This window comes from Bacillus sp. AFS073361 (genome assembly GCF_002567005.1).
GTDB lineage: Bacteria > Bacillota > Bacilli > Bacillales > Cytobacillaceae > Neobacillus.
Genome location: NZ_NUZU01000046.1, coordinates 14,895 through 37,368 on the forward strand (window position 1 = coordinate 14,895; position 22,474 = coordinate 37,368).

Annotated in this window: 17 protein-coding genes; 4 read left to right on the top strand and 13 right to left on the bottom strand. The window is 34.5% G+C overall.

The features are described from left to right. Positions 1-43: 43 nt before the first annotated feature. Together treC and COJ96_RS24055 are read right to left on the bottom strand one after the other, a co-directional pair. Positions 44-1,693 carry an alpha,alpha-phosphotrehalase gene (treC, locus tag COJ96_RS24050; RefSeq protein WP_098576334.1) on the bottom strand — a complete coding sequence of 550 codons (1,650 nt, stop codon included), beginning with the start codon at positions 1,691-1,693 and terminating at the stop codon, positions 44-46. Positions 1,694-1,730: 37 nt separating this feature from the next. Then, positions 1,731-3,152, bottom strand: a complete 1,422-nt coding sequence (locus tag COJ96_RS24055; protein ID WP_098576335.1) for a PTS transporter subunit EIIC — start codon at positions 3,150-3,152, stop codon at positions 1,731-1,733. Positions 3,153-3,498: 346 nt separating this feature from the next. Between COJ96_RS24055 and COJ96_RS24060 the strand changes: the two genes are divergently transcribed. Beyond that, positions 3,499-5,256 (top strand): amylo-alpha-1,6-glucosidase, encoded by a 1,758-nt coding sequence (locus tag COJ96_RS24060; protein WP_257148622.1) that lies wholly within the window; start codon positions 3,499-3,501, stop codon positions 5,254-5,256. Between the two features lie 254 nt (positions 5,257-5,510). Here COJ96_RS24060 and COJ96_RS24065 read toward each other — a convergent pair whose 3' ends face one another. Both COJ96_RS24065 and COJ96_RS24070 read right to left on the bottom strand, forming a co-directional pair. Further along, positions 5,511-7,322: an MMPL family transporter gene (locus COJ96_RS24065; protein ID WP_098576336.1), complete on the bottom strand. Its 1,812-nt coding sequence runs from the start codon at positions 7,320-7,322 to the stop codon at positions 5,511-5,513. A 69-nt stretch (positions 7,323-7,391) separates the two neighbouring features. Further along, positions 7,392-7,709 carry a hypothetical protein gene (locus COJ96_RS24070; protein ID WP_098576337.1) on the bottom strand — a complete coding sequence of 106 codons (318 nt, stop codon included), beginning with the start codon at positions 7,707-7,709 and terminating at the stop codon, positions 7,392-7,394. Positions 7,710-7,891: 182 nt separating this feature from the next. On the opposite strand from COJ96_RS24070, the gene COJ96_RS24075 reads away from it, so the two are divergent. Continuing rightward, positions 7,892-8,773 (top strand): processed acidic surface protein, encoded by an 882-nt coding sequence (locus COJ96_RS24075; protein ID WP_098576338.1) that lies wholly within the window; start codon positions 7,892-7,894, stop codon positions 8,771-8,773. 170 nt (positions 8,774-8,943) lie between these two features. Here the strand turns inward: COJ96_RS24075 and ltrA are convergent, their stop codons facing one another. After that, positions 8,944-10,272 carry a group II intron reverse transcriptase/maturase gene (gene ltrA, locus COJ96_RS24080; protein ID WP_098576339.1) on the bottom strand — a complete coding sequence of 443 codons (1,329 nt, stop codon included), beginning with the start codon at positions 10,270-10,272 and terminating at the stop codon, positions 8,944-8,946. 680 nt (positions 10,273-10,952) lie between these two features. Between ltrA and COJ96_RS24085 the strand changes: the two genes are divergently transcribed. Beyond that, positions 10,953-11,942, top strand: coding sequence for a DUF3231 family protein (locus COJ96_RS24085; RefSeq protein WP_098576340.1), 990 nt, complete (start codon positions 10,953-10,955; stop codon positions 11,940-11,942). A 319-nt stretch (positions 11,943-12,261) separates the two neighbouring features. Here the strand turns inward: COJ96_RS24085 and COJ96_RS24090 are convergent, their stop codons facing one another. From COJ96_RS24090 to COJ96_RS24105, 4 genes are all read right to left on the bottom strand, one after another. Next, positions 12,262-12,486 (bottom strand): alpha/beta-type small acid-soluble spore protein, encoded by a 225-nt coding sequence (locus tag COJ96_RS24090; protein ID WP_098576341.1) that lies wholly within the window; start codon positions 12,484-12,486, stop codon positions 12,262-12,264. 624 nt (positions 12,487-13,110) lie between these two features. Beyond that, positions 13,111-13,725: a hypothetical protein gene (locus COJ96_RS24095; protein WP_098576342.1), complete on the bottom strand. Its 615-nt coding sequence runs from the start codon at positions 13,723-13,725 to the stop codon at positions 13,111-13,113. A gap of 110 nt (positions 13,726-13,835) precedes the next feature. After that, positions 13,836-15,617: an anti-phage-associated helicase HerA gene (gene herA / locus COJ96_RS24100; protein ID WP_098576343.1), complete on the bottom strand. Its 1,782-nt coding sequence runs from the start codon at positions 15,615-15,617 to the stop codon at positions 13,836-13,838. Positions 15,618-15,629: 12 nt separating this feature from the next. Further along, on the bottom strand, positions 15,630-16,808 hold the full coding sequence (locus tag COJ96_RS24105; RefSeq protein ID WP_098576344.1) for a hypothetical protein: 1,179 nt from the start codon (positions 16,806-16,808) through the stop codon (positions 15,630-15,632). 682 nt (positions 16,809-17,490) lie between these two features. On the opposite strand from COJ96_RS24105, the gene COJ96_RS24110 reads away from it, so the two are divergent. Continuing rightward, on the top strand, positions 17,491-17,676 hold the full coding sequence (locus tag COJ96_RS24110; RefSeq protein WP_098576345.1) for a hypothetical protein: 186 nt from the start codon (positions 17,491-17,493) through the stop codon (positions 17,674-17,676). Between the two features lie 45 nt (positions 17,677-17,721). Here the strand turns inward: COJ96_RS24110 and COJ96_RS29020 are convergent, their stop codons facing one another. From COJ96_RS29020 to COJ96_RS24130, 4 genes are all read right to left on the bottom strand, one after another. Continuing rightward, complete coding sequence (locus COJ96_RS29020; protein ID WP_218936524.1) at positions 17,722-18,165, bottom strand: hypothetical protein; 444 nt, start codon at positions 18,163-18,165, stop codon at positions 17,722-17,724. Positions 18,166-18,452: 287 nt separating this feature from the next. Then, on the bottom strand, positions 18,453-19,493 hold the full coding sequence (locus COJ96_RS24120) for a hypothetical protein (protein ID WP_098576346.1): 1,041 nt from the start codon (positions 19,491-19,493) through the stop codon (positions 18,453-18,455). Beyond that, on the bottom strand, positions 19,493-19,912 hold the full coding sequence (locus tag COJ96_RS24125) for a hypothetical protein (RefSeq protein WP_098576347.1): 420 nt from the start codon (positions 19,910-19,912) through the stop codon (positions 19,493-19,495). The genes COJ96_RS24120 and COJ96_RS24125 overlap by 1 nt, the downstream gene beginning before the upstream one ends. A gap of 96 nt (positions 19,913-20,008) precedes the next feature. Further along, entirely contained in the window at positions 20,009-22,465 is a 2,457-nt protein-coding gene (locus COJ96_RS24130; RefSeq protein ID WP_098576348.1) for a DEAD/DEAH box helicase, read from the bottom strand. Between the last annotated feature and the right edge of the window lie 9 nt (positions 22,466-22,474).

Genomic DNA, 22,474 nt, shown 5'->3' on the forward strand with positions numbered 1-22,474 from the left:
ATTTAAAAAAATTGCACATGGAAAACCCATGTGCAACATTGACCTATTCGTTTTTAAGAAAAGTAAGGGATTCATATGGTTTCAAAATCAAACGATTACTAGGGTCCCTACTTTCATAATTGGATAGGATACATTGGTATCCTTCCATGTTCTCTTCCAGTTCAACCTCTGTTTCTGTTCCGTAGAAATTATTGATAACAATCAAGGTTTGACTATCATATGTTCTCTTGTAGGAAAAAACTGACTCATGGTCAAGAAGGATTGGAATATAGGATCCTTCAGAGATAACCTTGTATTCCTTTCTTAGTCTGACCAACTTCTTGTAATAGTCCAAAATGGAATCTGGTTCAACAGCACTGTTTTTTACATTAATTTCCTTGTAATTTCCAGTAACTTCGATCCAAGGTTTATTTTCGCTGAAGCCTGCATAAGGTGAATCATCCCACTGCATAGGGGTTCTTGAGTTATCTCTTGAACGCTCCTGAAGAATGCGGTAAATATCCTCTTCCTTTTTACCTTCCTTCTTCAGGATTTTGAAATAGTTAATGCTTTCAACATCCCGGTACTGCTCAATATGTTCAAAATACGCATTGGTCATACCGATTTCTTCCCCTTGGTAAATATAAGGTGTTCCGCGCAAAAAATGTATCATACTTGCAAGCATTTTTGCTGATTCTTTATGATATTGTTTGTCATCACCAAAACGAGACACAATTCTTGGCTGATCATGATTGCACCAGAATAATGCGTTCCATCCGTTGCCCTCTTGCAATCCAAGTTGCCAATCGTTTAGCAATTTTTTCAGCGCCATGAAATCACAATTCCGCAGAATCCACTTTTGTTGATCTTTATAGTCCACCTTCAGATGATGAAAATTAAAGCACATCGACAGTTCTTTTTCTTCCGGATTTGAATAACGAATGCAGTTATCGATGGTAGTTGAAGACATCTCCCCAACCGTCACCATCCCATCATCATTCAGTCCACTTTCATGGCATAGTTCCTTCAAGTAGTCATGAACTTTAGGGCCATCTGTATAAAATCTTCGTCCATCGCCTTCGTGGTCATCAGCATATTTTTCAGGTTTCGATATGAGATTCACCACATCAAAACGGAACCCTTTAACACCTTTATCCATCCAGAATTTTAGTACATTGACAAGCTCTTTTCTCACATTTTTGTTTTCCCAGTTCAAATCTGCCTGGGTCTTATCAAATAAATGCAAGTAATATTGATTAAAAGCTGATACATATTCCCATGCACTTCCACCAAACTTGGATACCCAATTGGTTGGTGGAGTGCCTGGTTTGCCATCCTTGAAAATGTAAAAATCCTTATAATATTGGTCTCCCGCCAGCGCTTTTTGGAACCACTCATGTTCCGTCGAGGTATGATTGAACACCATATCCAGCATGATACCTATTCCTCTGCGCTTCGCTTCTTCCACCAATTCTTCAAAGTCCTTCATCGTTCCAAAGAGAGTATCAATATTCCTGTAATCCGCAACATCATATCCATTATCTTTCTGTGGCGATGTAAAAAATGGTGTGATCCAAAGGTATTCAATTCCTAGCGATTGAAGATAATCTAATTTTTCTGTAATCCCTTTTAGATCTCCAATCCCATCTCCATTGGAGTCATGGAAAGATTTTGGGTAAATTTGATAAATTGTACTTGCCTTAAAATCACTCATAATAAACTCCTATCAGTTCAAATTATTCCTTCCACTGTTAATTGTCTTTCGAGTGAAAGATTTTAAAGCGATAAAATATAAGTGTTAAACCAACGGTCATCGCAAACGCAATTCCCTCTCCGATAAAATAGGAAGCCCAATGTTCAGGGAATACAGAAAGGAAAGACAAGACGCCTCCCACGCCGACAGAAGTTGCCTTAACATTTTGATAGGCAAGGAAAGCACTCCCTACCGCACTTCCAATCATGACTGCAACGAACGGATAACGGAATCTTAAGTTAATCCCGTAAATAGCCGGCTCAGTGATTCCCATCCATGCTGATGCAGTCGAAGTGAGCGCGACTCCTCTTAACTTCTTGTTATTCTTAAGAAGGAAAAACATAGTTAATGCAGCTGCACCTTGAGCCATTGTTACCGTTTCCCCAATCGGCCAAAGTGTTACATAACCAAGTGATCCGGCCATTTGAAGATTGACTCCCAAAAATAAATGATGCATTCCTGTAATGACTAAAGGCGGGGAAATTAAACCATAGATAGCTCCCGCTAATACTGGTGCTGTATGAAATAGGGAAACAATGCTGTCTGTAATCAAGTTGGCACCAGCCATCGTAATAGGACCGATCACTGCGAAAGTAATAAATCCCGTCACCAAAAGAGCGATTGGTGAAACTAATATCAACTGAATGGATTCAGGTATGATTTTTTTCAATTTCAATTCACAAAAAGATAGGATATATGCTGCAAAGATGACTGGAATAACCTGTCCCTGATATCCAACTTTCGGTATGTGTATTCCAAAAAGGGACCAATTTTCTGCTTTACTTGGATCAGCAGCAAATTCATAGGCAGACATCAAAGAAGGATGAACCAGTACTAGCCCTAACACAATCCCGAGAACAGGGTTGCCGCCAAATTTTTTTACGGCAGACCAGCCTATCAGAGCCGGCAGGAAAGTAAACGCTGTATTTGCAATGACATTAATGATGCCGGCTGCACCCTCCCAAGAGCTATAAACATCTAAAAAGGACTTATCCTTAAAGAAAATTCCCGGGTTAGCCAGGACATTATTTAACCCCATTAACAATCCAGCAGCGACGATAGCCGGCAGGATTGGAATGAAGATATCTGCCAAAGTCCGAACGGCTTTTTGGATAGGATTATTCTTTTGATTAACCATTTCTTTTATTTCTTCCTTGGTGTTTCCCGAAATCCCAGTTTGAGAGATAAATTCTCCATATACCTTTTCTACCAGCCCAGGGCCTATAATCACCTGGAATTGACCGCTTGCTTCAAAACTTCCTTTTACTATATCAATCTCTTCTAGCTTTTTACCATCAACTAAGCTTTGGTCATTTAAAATCAATCTTAATCTTGTGACACAGTGTGTACCACTTTGGACATTATCTGCCCCGCCGACGCTTTCAATAATCTGCTCAACACTCTGTTTCAAATCCTGCATTTGATTTCAACCTCTCCATTGAACTCCTATTCGATTAGACGAAAGGGTTGGTCTATTAGAATGAATTTAGGACAACTTGTTTGAACAAGTTTTAATGCCTTCATCTTAACTTGTTTAAACAAGATTTGTCAACCATCATTTTTGCGCTTTCATTTGGGTTATATCAATTATGTGAGTGTTTTACTGAAATCCCTTACATATTCAACATTTTTTTAAAATTAATGCAAAAGACTAAAGGTGTGTAATTACAACTAAAAGATTCGAGCCGAGAAATTTCATCCCATAATTTAGCATTTTATCTTCTTGACTAGGGATATTTTATATTTATAATGAGGAGTAGTAAAACTTGTTTAAACAAGCTAAAAGAAGGGAGTTTTCACTCATGAACCTAGCCCACACACCATTCAGCTACTTCGGATCCTATCTATCGCTTTCTTACCAAGAAAGTGAAAACGATTCCGAAAATGGCCTTTTTTTACGTTCCTTGCACGGTAAATCAAAACCTCACATGAATTCACTTAAATTAATACCATTAAAAAATGGAATACCGGTAGACTATAGCTACACAGCTGATTACAACCTCATTACTCTTACATTTGAAGGAGGAGATATTTCTATCTGTTTTGATGGAGAATCGAAGCTGCTGGTAAAAGGTACCGGAGAAAAGATAGGATTCCGGCTCGACACGCAGCCCCTCTATAATTTCGAATATAATTACTTGCTTGGCAAGGATGATAGGAAATTTTGCATCGTCAACAGCTATAAAAACTTAACTAAATATCTTATTTTTTGCTCCAAGGGTTCAGTGGATCTTAAGCAGAACATCCACATCGATGAAACCGGGAGCATGAACAAGGCTGACAACATATCTATTATTGAAGTGTCATCCATTAAGGATGAATTTCTATGCGTTATTCAGGACATCCCGACCCATGTGTTGAAACCAGACTGGAAAGAATATGATTTCGAGCAATCGCTGGAAAAAAGCCGGGAGAACTTCCAGAGCTTTTGCGATAAGCAGCTGGCAGTTCCTGCAGCCTATCAAGCAGCTCTTAAACCAGCGGCTTATATTACATGGTCATCGATCGTAAGACCCGAAGGATACTTAAAAAGGTATACGATGTACGCTTCGAATCATCATTTTCCTGGAGCATGGAGCTGGGATCACTGCTTTAATGCTGTAGCTTTGGCGGGAGTCGATAATGATTTGGCATGGGATCAAATGGCCGTATTGTTCGATCATCAAGACGAACTTGGGCAAATTCCGGGATCCGTTTCTGATTCGACCATACGCTGGAACTTTACGAAACCGCCGGTACAGGGGTTGTTTTTCTCTAAAATGATGAAAAAAATGGATTTTTCCCCTGAACAATTAGAACAGGTTTATCACTATGTAAGCAAACAGGTGAATTTCTATTCATCCTACAAGGACTCAAATGAGGATGGGATTTGTGAATATCATCACGGTAACGATTCAGGACAGGACAACAGCACGGTATTTAATTCGCCCATTGTTGTTGATTCTCCTGATCTGACAGCATTTCTCATAAAAGCAATGGATATGCTGTCTGAAGTTGCCAGCAAATTGGGCATGGGCTCTGAGCAGACAAAATGGCAAGAAAAGGCCGATCATTTAACGAGAGCCTTCTGTGCCTATTTTATTAAAGACAACTTACCAGTTGCTAGAATTACAGCAAACGGAGAAATAATAGAAAGCTACAGTATCCTTCCTCTCATCTCAATCATTTTGGAGAATAGGCTTCCTGAAGAGATTAAGGAAAACATTATCGAACTGCTTTCCAGTGAGCGTTATTTAACACAATGGGGTATCGCTACTGAAGCGATTGATAGTCCATTGTATGAGAATGATGCATACTGGCGCGGAGCTATTTGGGGCCCGACTACCCTTCTCGTAGTGGATGCTTTGGAGGGTTGTGGAAAACGAGGGCTGGCTATGGAAATTGCAGACCGATACTGCCGACTGACATCCAAGAGCGGATTTCCAGAAAACTTCAATGCCATTACAGGAGAACCATTGAGAGACCGTTCATTTGCCTGGACAGCTAGTACCTTTCTTTACTTAGGAGCTAAATTAGTCAAGTAAATGAATAAAAAAACGAGTGTAAATTAAGCCATGTAACATTATTGTTAAGCCTTCCTGAGTAAACCAACAACTGGAAGGCTTTTTGCATAGCTATCTAATTTGTTTCATTATGAATTTCAACTAACATAGTACCACTGTGTATTTTTACATCCATGAACAATTATTCTTTGATAACTTTGAACTTATAGAATTGCCTCCATCATTGTGGTTCCCAAACCCTCGAACAGTTAAGGCAAGAAACTACACTCCGAAACTTACTTTCCTATAATCCATCTAGGCGCCCACCAATTCGCAGGACCTAGCAGCTTCATTAATGCAGGAACCAGGATAATCCGAATAAGGGTAGCGTCAATGAAAATAGCACAAAATAAACCTACACCCAGTGCCTTTGTAATTTCAATGTTTGTAAAAATGAACGATCCAACGACAACTAGTAGAATTAATGCAGCACTACTAATTAGACGACCAGTTTTTTGTAGCCCTATAGCGGTACTTTTTACGTTATCACCTAACTTATCATATTCTTCCTTAATCCTTGAAATTAAAAATACTTCATAATCCATTGATATACCAAACACAATACAAAAGATTGTAACAGGCATAATGACACTAACATATCCAGTTGAGGTAATATTTAGAAAATCAGCCAGCCACCCATATTGAAAAACAATTACCACAATGCCCAGGCTTGCTCCAAGGCTTAAGACGTTCATAATAACGGCTTTAAGCGGAATTAGAACAGACTTGAAAGCCGACAGTAATATGGAATAAGTCACGATGATAATAAACAACATCATCAGGGGTAATCCTGAATTTATTCGATCGATTAGGTCTACACGCAAAGCTGTTTGCCCAGTAACATACGTTTCTAATTGACTCATTGATTTATTTCTTATCCGATTAACAAGATCAGAAGATTCTGCTGAATCCGGCTTCGACCTTGGCACTACTGTCAGCAAGGCAAAATTTCCTCTTAATAAATTTTCGTTTTGCATTCGGTCATGTGTACCTTTTAACTCTAATAGATGTGAGGTTTCTTCTGGTGTTCGATTTCCAAGTATGTCTATATAACTTTGTACCTCCAACACACCATGAATTTGGCGAATTTTTTCCTCCAATTTTTTAATCTTCCTAATAGATGCTACTTCTGTGACATTTTCCTTTGCCTTCACAATAATGTAAAGTGGACTTGATTTCCGTACGTCATAATTTCCTTTCAATAAATCCGCCCCTTTCCTAGATTCATAAGCAGGGGGGAGTACTTCCGTAGTAGGAACCCCTACTTTCATCCGAAAAATTGGCAGCATAAGTGATATTAGTAAAGTGCTTATCAAGATAGCTAATATCGCTGGTTTTTTCATTACAGAATTGGCGATTCGCTCCCACATAATTGAATTTTCCAGTTTCTTTTGAGTACCAGGAAACACTTGAAGAGAATTTATATGATGTCCAAAAATACCCAATAAAGAAGGTAAAAGTGTGCATGAAAGGATCATTGCTGAAAAGACCACTAGCACTCCACCCAGACATAACGAATAAATTATAGGCAGTTTTATAAATAACATGCCAAACATACCAATCAAAACAGCAAATCCTGAAAAGATAACAGATTGTCCTGCTGTTTGTGTAGCCATGGCTACAGCGTCCCCTACTGACTGTTGCCTCTTTAATTCCTCCCTAAAACGGCTGACAAGAAAAAGAGCATAATCAACTCCAATCGCAAGTCCCAGCATCATCACTATATTAGGAAGAAAATTCGAAAGCGAATAATAACCAGTAAGATAATACGTAATACCCATTGTCAGAGATACACTCATCAACCCAACCAGCAGAGGTAGAATAGCTGCCCATAAAGTCCCAAATATAAATAAAAGAACAATTAAGGCAATAGGAAGGCCAATCTTTTCTGATTTTGCCATATCATGTTTTGTCGCCAACTGAACTTCATGAATTGTAGCTATTTCTCCATCAACATATGTATCCATTCCCTGGGGCTTCCTTATTAGCCTTTTCATCTCTGGAAAATTGTTGAGGGCCTCTTCATTATTTAGTTTTAGTTCAACCACAACAGACTGAATTCCCTTATCTACTATTAAACGCGGTGTTTTGTTTATTTGAATTTTTTCAACATATTTCTACTTTTTTAATTTATCTAACGATTCTATTATGTCCCTCATTGCTTTTTCACTAGTTAAGTCCAACTTACGACTAGTATAAACAATAGTGATCGTTGACGGGGAGGATCTTAATTCCTTTTTCATTAATGATACACCGATGTCCGACTCACTCCCCCTTGGATTTAAACCACTATCATTTAGCCTATCAGGCAGCCGTTGGGCAAAAAATGCTGAAAGGATGAATAACAATATCCAAAAAATTGCTATTGCCCAGCGAAATTTGTACATCTTTATTCCCCAATGCCAGAATAGTCCTTTTTTATTAATTTCTCTCATCTATTCCTTCCCCCCTTTTGTTTCCACTGAGAATAGGATTACTCATTTCTCACTTTTTTATCATAAAGAAAGAACGTCACTAGAATTAGTGCTTATTTATAAAGATTTAGGAATTATTTGCATTTCTAATTAGTTTCAAAAAGGGAAAAATATTATTGCACCAAATTATAAGGAGGATACCAATGGTCTATATAAAAGCAATGTTAATGTGCATGCTTACTATCCCATTCCTGTTCAATGTTCCTTCGGCTCAAGCTGCTCCTTCTGAAAATGAATTAAATCAATATTTAACCGAAATCGGATGGACAAAACAGGATTTAATGGATTATCTAGACTACTACGAAATCCCTTTAGATGATTTTAGTACAGTGGAAGAGCTAAAAGAAATTATGGGTACCCCTATTAACTCAAAAAATTTACAGGAGTTATTAACTAAATATGGTCTGACTGAGAAAGAATTAAATGAGTTAATGGATCATTTTGGTGATAACTTGAATGAATATAAATTTATTGAGGATTTGGATGCGACAGTTGAATTTTACGCCAACTATGACAAATATATGGCTGAAATCGAAAGTGGTTTAAAGGAATTTGGCATAACAGAAGAAGAAGCAGAGAGATTTTTCACCTATTTAACTGAAGTAGAAGAAAAAAATAAAGACCAATTGGACCAAATAGCAACAAACGATACACTTTGGGAAAAAGTTGCGAATGTTGAAGATCCTTCCCAATTAAGCGATGAAGACCTGGATGAAATGGTTAGAATATTAGAGCAAACCATTGCATTGTATGAAGTTAAAATGAATTTTAAGGTTAATGGCCAAGCTGTGACGTTAAAGGATTTATTGAAAATGGAAGAACCTCCAGCAGGTAATTTGTCTGGTAGTATCTACAGTACTTCAGGGGAACTTCTAATCGATTTTAATATCCCTAAAGAGTATTTTGAATCACTGGAAGTAGTTGATGAAGGTGAAGACATACTTCATTTGGGTGAGATTTCCGATGATTATGTAGATCATATGCATGAAGAAAAATATGAAGATGGACGGAAAGGTTTAAAATAAAACTGTAATTGTTGTTAGGCTCTTCCGTTTGGAAGGGCTTATTTTTTGATTGGACTTCCTCAATTAGTCGAGTAGAAGGGAGCCTTTCTACCTTGCGGTAAATTGTACTCCTCCCCCCTCCCAGAACCGTGCTTGCGCTATTAACGCACACGGCTCCTCCTAGTTATCATTTACAAAATATAGCTAATTTCTTTTCTTAAGTCGTATATATTAACCTTAACTCTTGCGTAAGGTAATGGATATTTATTAAGAAAGAGTCTGAATTTATCCCAAGTAAATGATTTCCTTTGACTTCTTCTATTGAGCCATTTAAACAGTAAGTACCCGATTTTGTCTCTGAATTTGTTTACACTTTGGGTATTATCTGTGATGCAATAATAGTTGTAATAACCTACTAGTGAGCGTTTAAATCTATCCATAATCATATGAATGTCTTTATTTCTGTTAATTTTCAACCATTCTTTAGTTTCTTTTAGTTTAGCTTGGACTTTCTTCTTGCTTGTTCTCCGTTTTACTCGAAATTTCCCTTGTTTACTCCTACCGCAATAGTGTGTAAATCCAAGGAAATCAAAAGTTTCCGGTTTACTTCTTCCCTGTTGATTTGCATTTTGCTCCGCAAACCGCCCGAAGGGTATGATTTTGGTTTTATCCTCAGCTATTTCTAGATTAAATTTCTTTAATCTCAACTTTAATGAATGGAAGAATTGCTCGGCTTCACATTTATTTTGAAAACAACAAACAAAATCGTCTGCATATCTCACTATGTATGCTTGTCCCTTGCACTGTTTCCTAACCCATTTCTCGAACCATAGGTCAAGGACATAATGGAGGTATACATTGGCTAATATCGGAGATATTACTCCACCTTGCGGTGTGCCTTTGTCTGTTTTATATTTCTTACCTTCCTCCAAATATCCACCTTTAAGAAACCTACCAATGATTCTAAGTAAGTTAGGGTCAGCGATTCGCAGTTTTAAGAACTCCATCATCCATGTGTGGTCAACGTTGTCAAAGAATCCTTTAATATCTACATCTACTACATAATTTACTGATCTCTTTTCAATATAATGGTTCAGTATTTTCAAAGCATCGTGGCAGTTACGATTTGGACGGAATCCAAATGAACAGTCTAGAAAATCATTTTCATAGATGGTATTTAATATTTTCGTAATGCCTCTTTGAACAATCTTATCTTCATGTTCCGGAATTCCCAATGGTCTTTTCTTGTTTGAATTGAGCTTTGGAATATACATTCTTCTTACTGGAACAGGATGATAACTTTTGCTTTTAAGCCTATTTACTAAATCCTCTATGTTTTCTTTTAGATTTTCACTGTATTGCTCTTTAGTTGTACCATTAACCCCAGTTGCCTTTTTGGTAGGTAGCTCCTGGTGACATTGAGCTAGTGATTGCTCATTTAATATATGTGCAAGAGATGTAAATTTCATTTTAGAATCAGATTTTGCTAATTCTGCTATCCTTAGTAGTTTTGTTTCCATTTATTATCCCTACCTCTGTGTGTAGTAAATGTGTCCCTAATAAGGGTGATAACTGGTAGCTAGCCTTTCCTCCGTCGGCATTACCCAACTTCATTGGTACTACGCTGCTATCCGACTCCCTACATCGGCATTTGGTTTCCTCGCTTGTTATCGCTTGTACACCATACTCTTCTAAAAAAGAAAAGACCGGTAGGGTCTCCCGAGTTGCCGTATCATATCAATGTATAACGTGCCAAGGTCTCTGACTCCAGAGAGGTTTTATCCTTCTTGCCTTTAACGAAAGATAAAATGTAGCTTTCTGCTGTGCTTAAGGCATCAGCCCTCTCGATTTACTAACATTATGGAGCTCAATCCCTTCAACCATTTGGCTTTCGGCCCGCTACCTAACTGTCTACGCTTAAAGACCAAAGTTACCTTTAGCCCTCCAAGACTCGCTACGAGCGAATGGCTAGTTCTTACTCGACGGGAATCCCACCCGCTATATGATACGACCTATGCTCGGCCGCACAAGCACCCGTTTGTTTAAGTATATTACTTCACATAATTGTGTACAATATGTCCTGTCAATAAAGAAAGTAGCCGTAAATTAATACCTATAAAAGCTAATAAAAAAGTGTAAAATAAATTGGTTTTTATCATGGCTTTGATAGGGTTATAAAAATTATTTTGGAGGCATAGCAGTGAATAAAAAAATCGTAGAACTGGATGTATCGAATCTTTGGAGCCCCTATCTCACCAACTCGATGGCACGGTGCGTTAATTCCTATGCTTTAAAAACCATTATGGATTCCGACATCTATTCCATTTTTGATAAAGCACAACAACTGTCCAATCATCTCCTTCAAATGATTACTGAGATTTTTCAAAAAGAACAGTTTCCGATTCCGCATGGATTTACGGAGAAAGATGTCCATCTTGATGCCCCTCGCTTATTTTCTGATGAATTTTGGCTGTTTTATCTTCACGGAATGACTACCCATGGATTAACCGCTTATTCACTCGGAATGACCATATCTCACAGGCTGGACGTACGAAGATTTTATTTAGAAGCATTCAAAGGCGCTTCTGAGATATATGATACGACCTTAGACATGTTAAAATCTAAGGGACTATTGGATCGGGTTCCTACCATCACCTTGCCAGAAGAAGTGGAATTTGCTAAAAAACAAAGTTTTCTTGCCGGGTGGTTAGGGGACCATCGACCCTTGAACGTTATTGAAATCAGCAGTCTTTATTTTAATTTACAGAAGAGTACACTCGCAAAAGATTTAATCTTAGGTTTTAGCCAAACTGCGGAGTCGAAAGAAATTCGGACATTTTTCCAACGGGTGGTGGAACAGACAGAAGAGCATCTTACGATTTTTCGTTCAATCCTGCATGAGGACTTTATCAGTTCGTCGATTTCCTGGGATACCCATATCACCGATTCCGAGACAGCACCTTTTTCCGATAAATTAATGATTTTCCATTGTGCCTTTCTTATTCAATCTGCCATGGCATATTATGGAACTGCCTTATCCGGTTCCATGCGGCGCGATCTAGGACTCAGATATGCTTCTGCAATTAAAAATGATGTCAAACTCGCGGAAGACTGTGCGGAAATCATGATTGCTAATGAATGGTTCGAGAAACCACCTCATTCGGTTGATCGTAGAGAATTCTCTAATTGATAAATTTACCGAATTCTGCAAGATGAACAAGGTGATTCTGTCAATCATATTGTACAAAACATGACTGGAATGGGCGGTATGACTGACCAAGTCAGCAACAAATACAGCGTTGAATCTTGCAAAGCAATAATAAAAAGGAGAACATTTAGTTCTTCTTTTTATTATTGCTTTTAATTTCTCCAAGGCAAATATATGTATATTTCAAGCTTTATGGCAGTTCTTATTATGAAAGGCTACTTGCGAATCGCAAGTAGCCTGTAGCCATATTATTTTATTCATACATTTTAAGGTTTAGAAAAGTGTTAACACATCAATACTGTTAACGAGAAGTATTTCCTGAACCACCAAACTGACCTGCTAATTGAGATTGAGCTGTTGCAACTAGACGTTTTGTGATCTCACCACCAACTGAACCGTTAGCACGAGATACTGTGTCTGCGCCTAATTGTACACCAAATTCAGAAGCAATTTCATACTTCATTTGATCAATCGCTTGTTCAGCACCTTGAACTAATTTTTGACGATTTCCACCGCTACGTGACATTTGTCTTCACCTCCTATAAAATTTAATATTCCTCATATTATATTAATAATACTTTGGTAATTTCCGTGGGATTAATTTTAATAAGTCCTAGCTCAACTGCATGATTAAAGTTCTATTAAATAAGCAGGAACAGCTTGATTTAAAAGGGATATTAAAACTGAAGTTATTGATAAAGGGATTATGACTACGTCATAGAAGAGCTTACCCACAATTAAGAAAAGTAATTGAAACTGGGCTAATATGACCGCCAATATGGAAGAAAAGGCCTCCCAACAGTTTAGCAAACTGATGAAAGACCTTCTCCTATAGTTAGCTTTTTAGTCATAGGCTGCCCTGTTTTTTTAAAACGAGGACAAATCCGAGGACAAGAAAAGCATATTATCATTTTAGACGTTGATATAACAAGGTTTTAAAACCCTAATTACATCATGCCGCCCGTAGTCTGCTAGAGTGTAATATTGTTAACATTGAGTGCAAAAAGTGCGGTAAATCAACATTTTGGATGTTCTTAGCTGTAACATCTTTAACGGGGATTTACCGTTTTTTATGGGAAGGCGTTAGCAAAATGTTAGCAATATGTTAACGCCTTTTTCAAGATAAAATTAGATAATTAAAAACAAAACATTATTTTGCAATCTTTTTATCCTTAATTGCAACTACATGCAATAGAGGTAGTCCACTATCTTGCACTTTATCAATAAAGTCCTCCCGTGTATCTCCATCAAATGTAGTTAAAATTCTTGATGTAAAATAATCAGCCAATTTTTGTTTATTATATTTTTGACCATCCAAGATTTTCGTTCCGCTACATACGTAGGGATCTCTTCTTTCCCCAACTCGATTAAGAACTAATACTTTTGGCGATCTAGTCAACTTTTTCATCTTTTTTATTTGCTTTTTTAAATCAGCACTATTCAGATCAGATTCATCCATCTTCGCTTGCACTAAAATAGCTTTCTTTACTTTTTTGTTTTTATCCCTTATATCTGCTGTGATTGCAAAATCAGCACCTGAACGGGATTCTGCGGAGTTTCTTCCCCTATCATTAAAAACAGTAGGGATAAGCTCAATATGTATGTCTGAGTCACTATAAACTACACCTTCCAACTTAGAGAGTAAGGCAGAGGTATAAGTAGGTTCTTGATAATAACGTTTTGAATCAGTCTTATTGATCTTATCATTAACATAATCTTTTACACTTTTTCTAACGTGTTCTGGAAAATTAAAGGAATGTTTCAATCCTATTACTCCTTAACTAAATAAATGTACTTTTACATATGGACTAATTAATATTAATCTACTAAAATGCTTTCTATGGTTTGGATATGATCAATTATTTTCTTTAATTACTAATCAAGCCAAGATTCCAATGTATTATTAAAATCAATATCTCTCCATTTTTCCTTCCACAGCTCAATATATCTTATGTCATTTGATGATGGTTCATTGGCACATCTTTCTATACTGACTATTGATGGCATCACCACAGCATCTCCAATTAATAATGCTTCACCACTTTTAAGTGATGGTAAGCTTTCAGTCACTCCATCAAGGGTGTCTGGTAATAAACGTTTAACATAATTCTGATCATCTGGATTTGTTAATCTCATAGCGACAAAATTATTACATTGTGAAAATATAGTTTCAGAAATCTCAGAAGGTCTCTGACTGACTATCGCTAATGTTACACCGTATTTCCTACCTTCCTTGGCTATTCGTTCTATTGCTAAAGTTGAACTTCTATATTTTACAAGGTTGCTTTTTGGAGCATATTTATGGGCTTCTTCATAAACTAAAAGTAATGGTGTGTTATTTTCACCTTGCTTCTTTTTAGTAAAATAACCAAATTCAAATAATAAGCGCGATATTAATGATACAGTAATACTCAAAACTTCAAATGGGACACCGCTTAAATCGATAATAGTTACATTTGACTTTTTCTCGTCTTTGTAACCTATAAAGTTTTTTATAACGTCAATAAAAGAAATTTCTTGTGATGCATCTCCAAATAGGAAGCTCAATCTTTTATCTTTAATTTTATTTTCGAATCTAGAAATGAATTTGTCTAAAGTTCCATCAGCATAGTCGCCATGTTTAATGTTTTGATTTTTGGTCGGATGAAAGTCAAATATTTCTTCAAAAAACTTTAATATCTTTTCCTCATCATTTAATAAAATTCCAGAATTAACTTCTGTCTTTCCATCATTTAATTCATAAGAATCATCCACAATCATTATTCTATCTGTTGACTTTGCATTCTTTGTTTCGCTTTTTAGATTCTTTAGACACGTTAATACTTCCTGAATATTAAACTTTAACGGGCTATCAAAATAAACATCACCCGAGTGTGTATTATTTTTCTTTTTATTTGCTATTATTAATTTTCTAAGGATTGAAGCTTGATTATAATTATTAAATTCACCTGACTCTAGAAATATTTCTTCTAGCTCCTCACCATTTAATAACCAATAAGGTAATATTAAATTTTCTACATTTATTTTGTTTGCGTTAGGAAATGCACTTTCATACTCAGAATGAATATCAAAAATAATTACATGAGAGTTATTTAATCCCTCATACTCACTCTCTTTAATACTATTTGCATTTTGTATTATTTTTGCTGTTGTATGTGATTTTCCTGATCCACTAGCACCTACGATTGCTAGATGCTTATTAAAAAATTTATTTCCATCCACCGGCACACTAACTTCTGGGTTATTTGCCAATTTTGAAAAGCTAAATTTTTTATCAGTTTCAATGCTATTTTCAAAGATTTGTTTTATGTATTTAGTTTCAGCGGGTTTAACAGCCTTTGGAGGAATTGATAAGGTATCCCCTCCTCGTATAAACCTGCTATCCTTTAATACACCGACAGGACTTGCTTCTATTATGTATTTTCTTTGCAATTCAAAATAATTCGAACCCTTATCATCAGACTTTTTAACCTCTAATAAATCAATAGAAAAACTTTCAATAATCGCTATTAAGATAACATCATTATCATCGGAAATTTGTAAGTAAGAACCAACTTTTAAGTCCTCTTCAGCAATCTTAAAATCCTCTAATCTTTCGACAGATATCTTAACTTTATCCGGTTTTACGGAGATTACTTCAGCATTAATTTTTTCCATAAATTATCACCCCTAAAATAAAAATTCATTAATATCACTAAAGTCCTCAATCTTAATGTGATTTATACCTAAATCCTCTTGCTCAATTCTTTTATCTAAATATAGGTTATATATTTTTTTTGTTCTTTGTAGTTGTAAAATAATGTCTTTGATATATTCATATCTATTAATAAATTTAAGTTCTATATTATTTTGTGGAGTACTCTCTTCTAATAAATTGCTCAAGAAAAAATCAGCACCTTCAAAGCAAAAACCGTCTCTAAAAATTATTCCTTCAGATAATAGTTCGGACTTCATATTCTTTAGCACGGTATCTTTTACATTTTGAAAAAAGATATATGGTGCGGGAGATTTTATTATAGTTGCACCACCAAATGTACCTTTTTTATAGTACCTCTCAATAATTTTTCGGGATAATTGAATTAACAGATTTGTATCATCAAAGTTTTCTGGTAACTCAAATAAAAAGATTCTTTCATGGAAATTAATATTCGTTTCACGAAAAAATCTTTTATAAATAAATTTATAATATTTTTCTTTACCTAAAAATTGAGTATAACTAGAATGAAAAATAACTTCTCTACTATTTGTTATTAGATCCTTTACCTCTTTCTTAGAACATACTCTTTTGTGCTTATCTTCTGGAGCATTATTTACTACTTTATTCTCAATATACTTATAAATTTGAGCATAATAGATAAACGCTTCTTCTTCTCCACAATTAAATTCCTTATTTATCTTCTCAATTAAGAACTCAAATTGCTCTTGATATTTACCAGTAAAAGTCATTCTGAATTGACTTATAAATTCTGTTTTTAGCTCTTCTTCAAAATTATATTGCTTATTTTTTATCTTACAGTCTCCAATAATGTCATTTAAATCTTGTAAACTCAAAGAAACTTCTTGCTCTTCTTTGTTTTTAAAGTAAGCGTATAAAACTGGTTTTCTTTTATCAGTTTTAAAAATTTCTAGTAACTGACAAATCGGCTTTTTCACTTGAGACTTTGAGAAATTTGTCCGTTCTTTATATTTAACTTGAACAATAAGGTTTTCATCACTATAATCCTCTGTTTGTTCAATTTCAATTTCATTTACCTCATTTGTTTGCTCCAAAATCCTAATAATTGTATAGTCATATTGAAAATTAAATCCTTTTATAGCATAATAGCCACCATCTAAGACTGTACTCATTCATAAAACCCTCCATTAAGGAAAACTACATTCTCTTCCTATTTCGACACCAAATTGGAAATTCCCTCCTTTTATGACAAAGTATCTTTAAACCGCGGGACAGGTTCCTCTCACGAACAAATCATAATAGACCGACCTGACCATTCGGATGTCTATTCCATGTCGCAAGAAATAAAAAAAAGAAGAAGTTCCCAAAAGTTTAGTCAACTAATGAGAAGCCTCTTCTATTCCACATAATGTTAGCAAATCATTTAATGATCCTTATATATCAAGGAATTAATCAGCTATCACATCATGCCGCCCGTAGTCTGCTAGAGTGTAATATTGTTAACATTGAGTGCAAAAAGTGCGGGAAATCAATGTTTTGGATGTTTTTGGTTGTAACATCTTTAACGGGGATTTACCGTTTTTTATGTGTGTGCGTTGGGAAGACGTTAGCAAAATGTTAGCAAATTAGGAATGAAAAACTTTCGCCTATTTTTACTCACTTAATAGGGTTGAGAGGACGGCATTGATGTTTTTCAATCTGCCTGTTCTCGGAAACATATCCATGGCAATTTCTGCACCATCAGTAAGCGGGAACATTTAATGATTTTATGGTTCTTGGGAACATATCGACACCATATACTACTCTTCTGGCGGCATTCACCCTTCTTCGTAGTGGCCGGAGTTCGACCAACTGATGTCAGTTGGCAAATTTCAAATCATACGTATCACGGAGATGGACGATTTCATCAATCAGCAGCCAGCGCTGCATACTGAATTTGATGAAATCCTCTCCCGAAGAATGATACAAAAAATCAACATTTTCGAAAACTACTTAAATTTGGAATTCAAATCTGGTGTTGATGCAGATATTGAAGGATAAAGCAAAGCAGGACTTCTTACAATTATTTAGGTGGTCCTGCTCTTTTTAGTCATCGTTAGGTAAATACCATCCGTGTTCACGATGAATACTTGGTGCATGTGGAGTTTCATTGCCCCATGCTCTTTTACTCATCTCTTTATCGAATCTTCCAAGTAAGTTCTGTAGGCTACAAGCCGCTTTAAAATCATCACCTGATGAGCAATAGTCTAGTCTTACTTTTTCTCGTGCTGTATCAAGTTCTGCATCTGTTGCATTCTCAAACCATTTACTACTATAAAGGTTTGCTTTTTCTATCTCATCTTTCAAATTATCAAATAATTCTTTTATAGCATCTTTATTCTTCAATCCAAGCACGATAGCAATAAGTGTAGGGATGCTTATTCCAATGAGAGCAAGCTGCTTTTTATGTGCTTTCATCCAAGTCAAAATTCCATTCTTATCTTCAGTAACTTCTTCTAATTCCTGTTCATTCTGGATTCCTTTATTCATAAGAGTTCTCTCCTTTCAACTTTGCTTCCTCTATAGGGTACAGTCTACAGGCACTTTGTCCCGTCTTTTTCAGCCCCCTCATCTTATTTTAGGATCAACTGCGAGACGCGCTCCACGTGGCTTGGATGATGATGGCAGATATATAGATGTAGTAGTGTTTACCTAATACCTTTTTAGTTAATATTCAATTTAACATGTAAAAGGCAATATAAGCTGAGAGTGTGTAATATCGTTAATGCAAGAAGTTTTGCATCTTTAACGTCTTTTTACCGTTTCTTATGGAATTGTTAATAGTTAAAAGCAGATAAAACTAACTCTTCTTCATAAATAATTCCAAGAATATTACTATACCTCTCATTTGACCTATAACTTTTCCATCTTACAACTTCACCCGGTATATTCAATACACTTGTGTCTTTAAAAATAATAACCATAGCATTTTCACATTCAACTATTGTTCCAAAAGCAGTTCCTGCTCCTGATATAATTTCACCTTTCCAAACTTGGAAATTTAATATTCTAGATTTAAAAGACAATTCTCCAGCCCCTAAATCTAATACCGTTACTTCCTCTAATGTACTTGAATTCAGTTTACGATAAATTTTATTATTATTTACCCAAGTCACCTTAGCTTTCTCTTCATTAACAGAATGTTTGAATATTTGATTTTCGTCATAATATTTTTTATTTAGATTTCGAGGATTTAATATAAACTCTTCAAGATATGAAGAGCTGTAGATGTTATTTTTAACCCAACTTGTTTTATTCGAATGTTTCTTAATAACATTTCTGAAATTTTCTTTATAACCCTTATAATCTTTATTATGATTTGGTGGTAATAAAAGTTCAAATATACCTTCTTCTCCGGCAGCAAAAGCAACTCTCCCATATGTCCCGACACTTATGTTATAAAATGGCATATCTGTTATTTTTTCAAACCTTTCCATATTGTCTAAAAAAGAAATAAACAACCCATCATCTGTATTTATTATTAAATTATCATTAAAAGAATTAATGGAAGTTATTACTTCTTCATTAGGAGTTAATACTTTCTTTTCAAGATACCTTTCTAAATAATTTTTAGAAAGGTATATATCATTATTATCTCTATTAAAACAATTAATATCTTTTTCTATAAATATTTTATTTTTCATTGACCCATTATACAAACTATATATAGAATCGCCGTACTTAATAGAAGTATCTCTTAAAATTTCTTCCCAATTATAAATCTCAACTTCCCCAATAAGATTCCATAAAAATAATTTATTATATTTAATTAAAAACTCCCAATATTCTCCTTCAATTCTAAGATTCACAGCTCTCATTAAATATCACAACCTCTATTATCCACGATTTTTCCCATTTGGCTTCTACTTATTATGCCTTTATCGACCCATTTCTTTAAAATTTTAGTAGGTGGCTTATCGTGTATGGATTCTCGATAATCTACGGGATAACCATGCCATTCAGAATTTTTTGTACTATCAACAAATTTAGCAATTTTGACCCATTCTTGTGATCTGTTTTTTCCTAGTCTCTCATTACTAGAATTGATTCTATGTAAAGACCATCCTTTATACTCATTAAAAATCCAATTCTCATCACACATTAAAGTAAATGAGTTAAATTCTTCATCTTGACTAATTTTCCACTCTGATTTATTACGATTCTGTAAGTTTCTATGTTGGTCTGAAAATATGTAAGTACAGTCATTATATTTTTTAGTTTGATGTGTATTAGGCAATTATAAAACTCCTTTTTAATTTAACTTCCAAATTTCGATTACATCGGTGAAATCTTTGTTTTTTTTGCTTAAATTCATCAACCACTAACAATTTGTTTATAAAAATTTATCAAGCTCAAATCTATAAAACCCTTGCATCGATTTCTTATAGATTTCAAAAGCTGAATTAGTCATTAAGTTGTTATTGCTATCTAAAGAAATGTTATTTAGTTGATTATCTTTTTGAAGCTTAGTAATAAGACTCAAAGACAATCCTGTTTTGATTAAATTTATTTTCTTTTCATCGTTAGTCCCGTAAACAGCAAGGTGATATTCATCTTGGGTTATTAGTGAAAAATCATAAAGTGCAACAATTAGTTTATTTAGATGATAATTTACAAAGTCATCCTCTATTTTCAGTTTAATAATTGCTAGATTAATTATTTCTGAATCAGATTTGCTAGATAAATCTACATAGACTTCCTTATTGTTCTCAGCGTAATTCCCAGTTTCCCTTTTTACTTCTCCATAAGAAGCACCCATGTAAAAAAGACTATTACCTTCCCTCACTCGCTTTTTAAAGTAATGAAAGGTTAAGGTTATATTTTCCTTTAATGAATTGGTTCGATTAACTTGAAGGTACATCTTATAGTAGTTTCTTGCATGTTCGTTAGTTAAGCGTAAAAATTCAAAATCCTGAATATAGTCCTTAACATCCTTTATAAACACAGTGTATATTTTGTCTATAATACCTAATTCCGACCAATTTTCAATATTTCCCTTGGCAGCTGTCTCTATCTGATTATTTAATTTTGTTAAAAATTGTGAAATTGTAATATCATATACACTTTCTAAACCAGAATTAATTAGATATCTCTTCAATTCACCGTTTTTATCGTCTCCAGTTGTCATTAATAAGTCTTCATTCTCTTTAATTAATCTAAACTTTTCTTCTGCTGCCTGTTTATTATTCTTGTCAATTTTTAAATCATCTAAGTTAAAAGACTCTAATGTTGGATTTTCAATTCTATCTTCAAATATATTACTTCTAAGTGTTTTAATTTTATTTTCCATTTTCCCATTCGCTCGATTATAAATATCATTGTTTACGAAGTGAACTTGTGGAAGTAACTTATGCAATTGGTTTGAATAACCATTAAAAATATTATTAAGCCTGTTAACCCTTCCAATTAAATTTGTAAGAGTCTTCCCATTCATGCTGTGTGTATTTAAGATGAATAAGGTATCAATGGGTAAATTTACACCTTCTAGAATAACTGAATTTGCAACTACGTATCTTAAATTAGAAATATCCTTGAATTTAAACTCTAGATATTCTTTAACAATATCTGGCAATTTTCCATGGAGATATACTACACCCTTTGTAAGCAAATTAATCATATAAAAATCCTCATGTACAAAATTTCTCAAATCTTCTTTAAGTTTTTGAATGCTCGAATCTGAATCATATACTACATTTAATCTATTAATAAAATTTTTAACAAACATTTCAATCTTCTTTGGAGACCGAATGTAAATAAAATTCTTCTGTCCTTTATGGTGGGTAATATATGAATACATATCTCCATTAAAATCAAGTTTATAAAACTCATTTACAAAGCGGTTGTATTGAAGAGTTTCAATAGATGATCTATATTCAAATATTTCAGGTTCCTTTAGATTATTTGATATTTTTTGTTCACTAATCTCTTGTTGTTTGTCTAGCTTTAGGTTATGACTTTCAGATATCAGAGGTGATAAATAAACTACTTCTTGATTAGGATTAAGCTTTCTATTTCGTCTTATTAATCTAGATAATAAAATACTTCTTGGATCTTTACCGAATAGGTTATGGGCTTCATCAATGTACAATAAATCAAAACTTACATCATGTTTGTCTAATAATCTTAAAGCTCTTTCCTGAGTGAAAATAGCTATAAATGTTTCATCACCTTGATACATTTCATCATGAATAATTATTCTTCTATTAATGGTAGCTTGTCGCACATTTCTATATGTTTGTACTAATAGAGATTTAGTTGGAACTATTATTCCAATTTTGTTTTTTGATTCATTTTGTATAATGTGGTCTAATACAAGGGAACTTTTCCCAAAAGAAGTTGGGGCAATATAACTAACTTCTTGAGAATTATCATTTAACAAACTGTTTCTAACCTTTTTCTGTTGATAAGTCTCAATGTAATTTTGGTTTTTATAACTTTCAATCTTCAATTCCATTAAACTATCATTTAGACTTAATTCTTCTTTAAGCAAATTATAACTAATAATATCTTTTGCAATAGGATAAAAACCAAAGTTTATAGAAAAATCATATAGGGGTAAATAATCTTCATAAGTGATTGAATATTTTAATATAATATAATAAGCAATATCCAAGTAACTCGTATAACGTCGATCTAGTTCATAATGCTTCATAAATAAGATTGCGCATCCAAGAATATAACTTTTCTCTTCACTGGTTAGTTCCTCATTTATTGTTAGCTTTTTGATAATCTCCCCAAATTCCTCTATCTTATTTATATTTGTTAGAATTGTCTTCTCAGTACTATTCATAACTTTCCT

Bases quoted from the DNA above. Each gene is read 5' to 3' on its own strand.
- treC (WP_098576334.1), bottom strand. From the start codon at position 1,693: ATGAGTGATTTTAAGGCAAGTACAATTTATCAAATTTACCCAAAATCT.
- COJ96_RS24055 (WP_098576335.1), bottom strand. From the start codon at position 3,152: ATGCAGGATTTGAAACAGAGTGTTGAGCAGATTATTGAAAGCGTCGGC.
- COJ96_RS24070 (WP_098576337.1), bottom strand. From the start codon at position 7,709: ATGAGAGAAATTAATAAAAAAGGACTATTCTGGCATTGGGGAATAAAG.
- COJ96_RS24075 (WP_098576338.1), top strand. From the start codon at position 7,892: ATGGTCTATATAAAAGCAATGTTAATGTGCATGCTTACTATCCCATTC.
- ltrA (WP_098576339.1), bottom strand. From the start codon at position 10,272: ATGGAAACAAAACTACTAAGGATAGCAGAATTAGCAAAATCTGATTCT.
- COJ96_RS24090 (WP_098576341.1), bottom strand. From the start codon at position 12,486: ATGTCACGTAGCGGTGGAAATCGTCAAAAATTAGTTCAAGGTGCTGAA.
- herA (WP_098576343.1), bottom strand. From the start codon at position 15,617: ATGGAAAAAATTAATGCTGAAGTAATCTCCGTAAAACCGGATAAAGTT.
- COJ96_RS24105 (WP_098576344.1), bottom strand. From the start codon at position 16,808: ATGAGTACAGTCTTAGATGGTGGCTATTATGCTATAAAAGGATTTAAT.
- COJ96_RS24110 (WP_098576345.1), top strand. From the start codon at position 17,491: ATGTCAGTTGGCAAATTTCAAATCATACGTATCACGGAGATGGACGAT.
- COJ96_RS29020 (WP_218936524.1), bottom strand. From the start codon at position 18,165: ATGAATAAAGGAATCCAGAATGAACAGGAATTAGAAGAAGTTACTGAA.
- COJ96_RS24120 (WP_098576346.1), bottom strand. From the start codon at position 19,493: ATGAGAGCTGTGAATCTTAGAATTGAAGGAGAATATTGGGAGTTTTTA.
- COJ96_RS24130 (WP_098576348.1), bottom strand. From the start codon at position 22,465: ATGAATAGTACTGAGAAGACAATTCTAACAAATATAAATAAGATAGAG.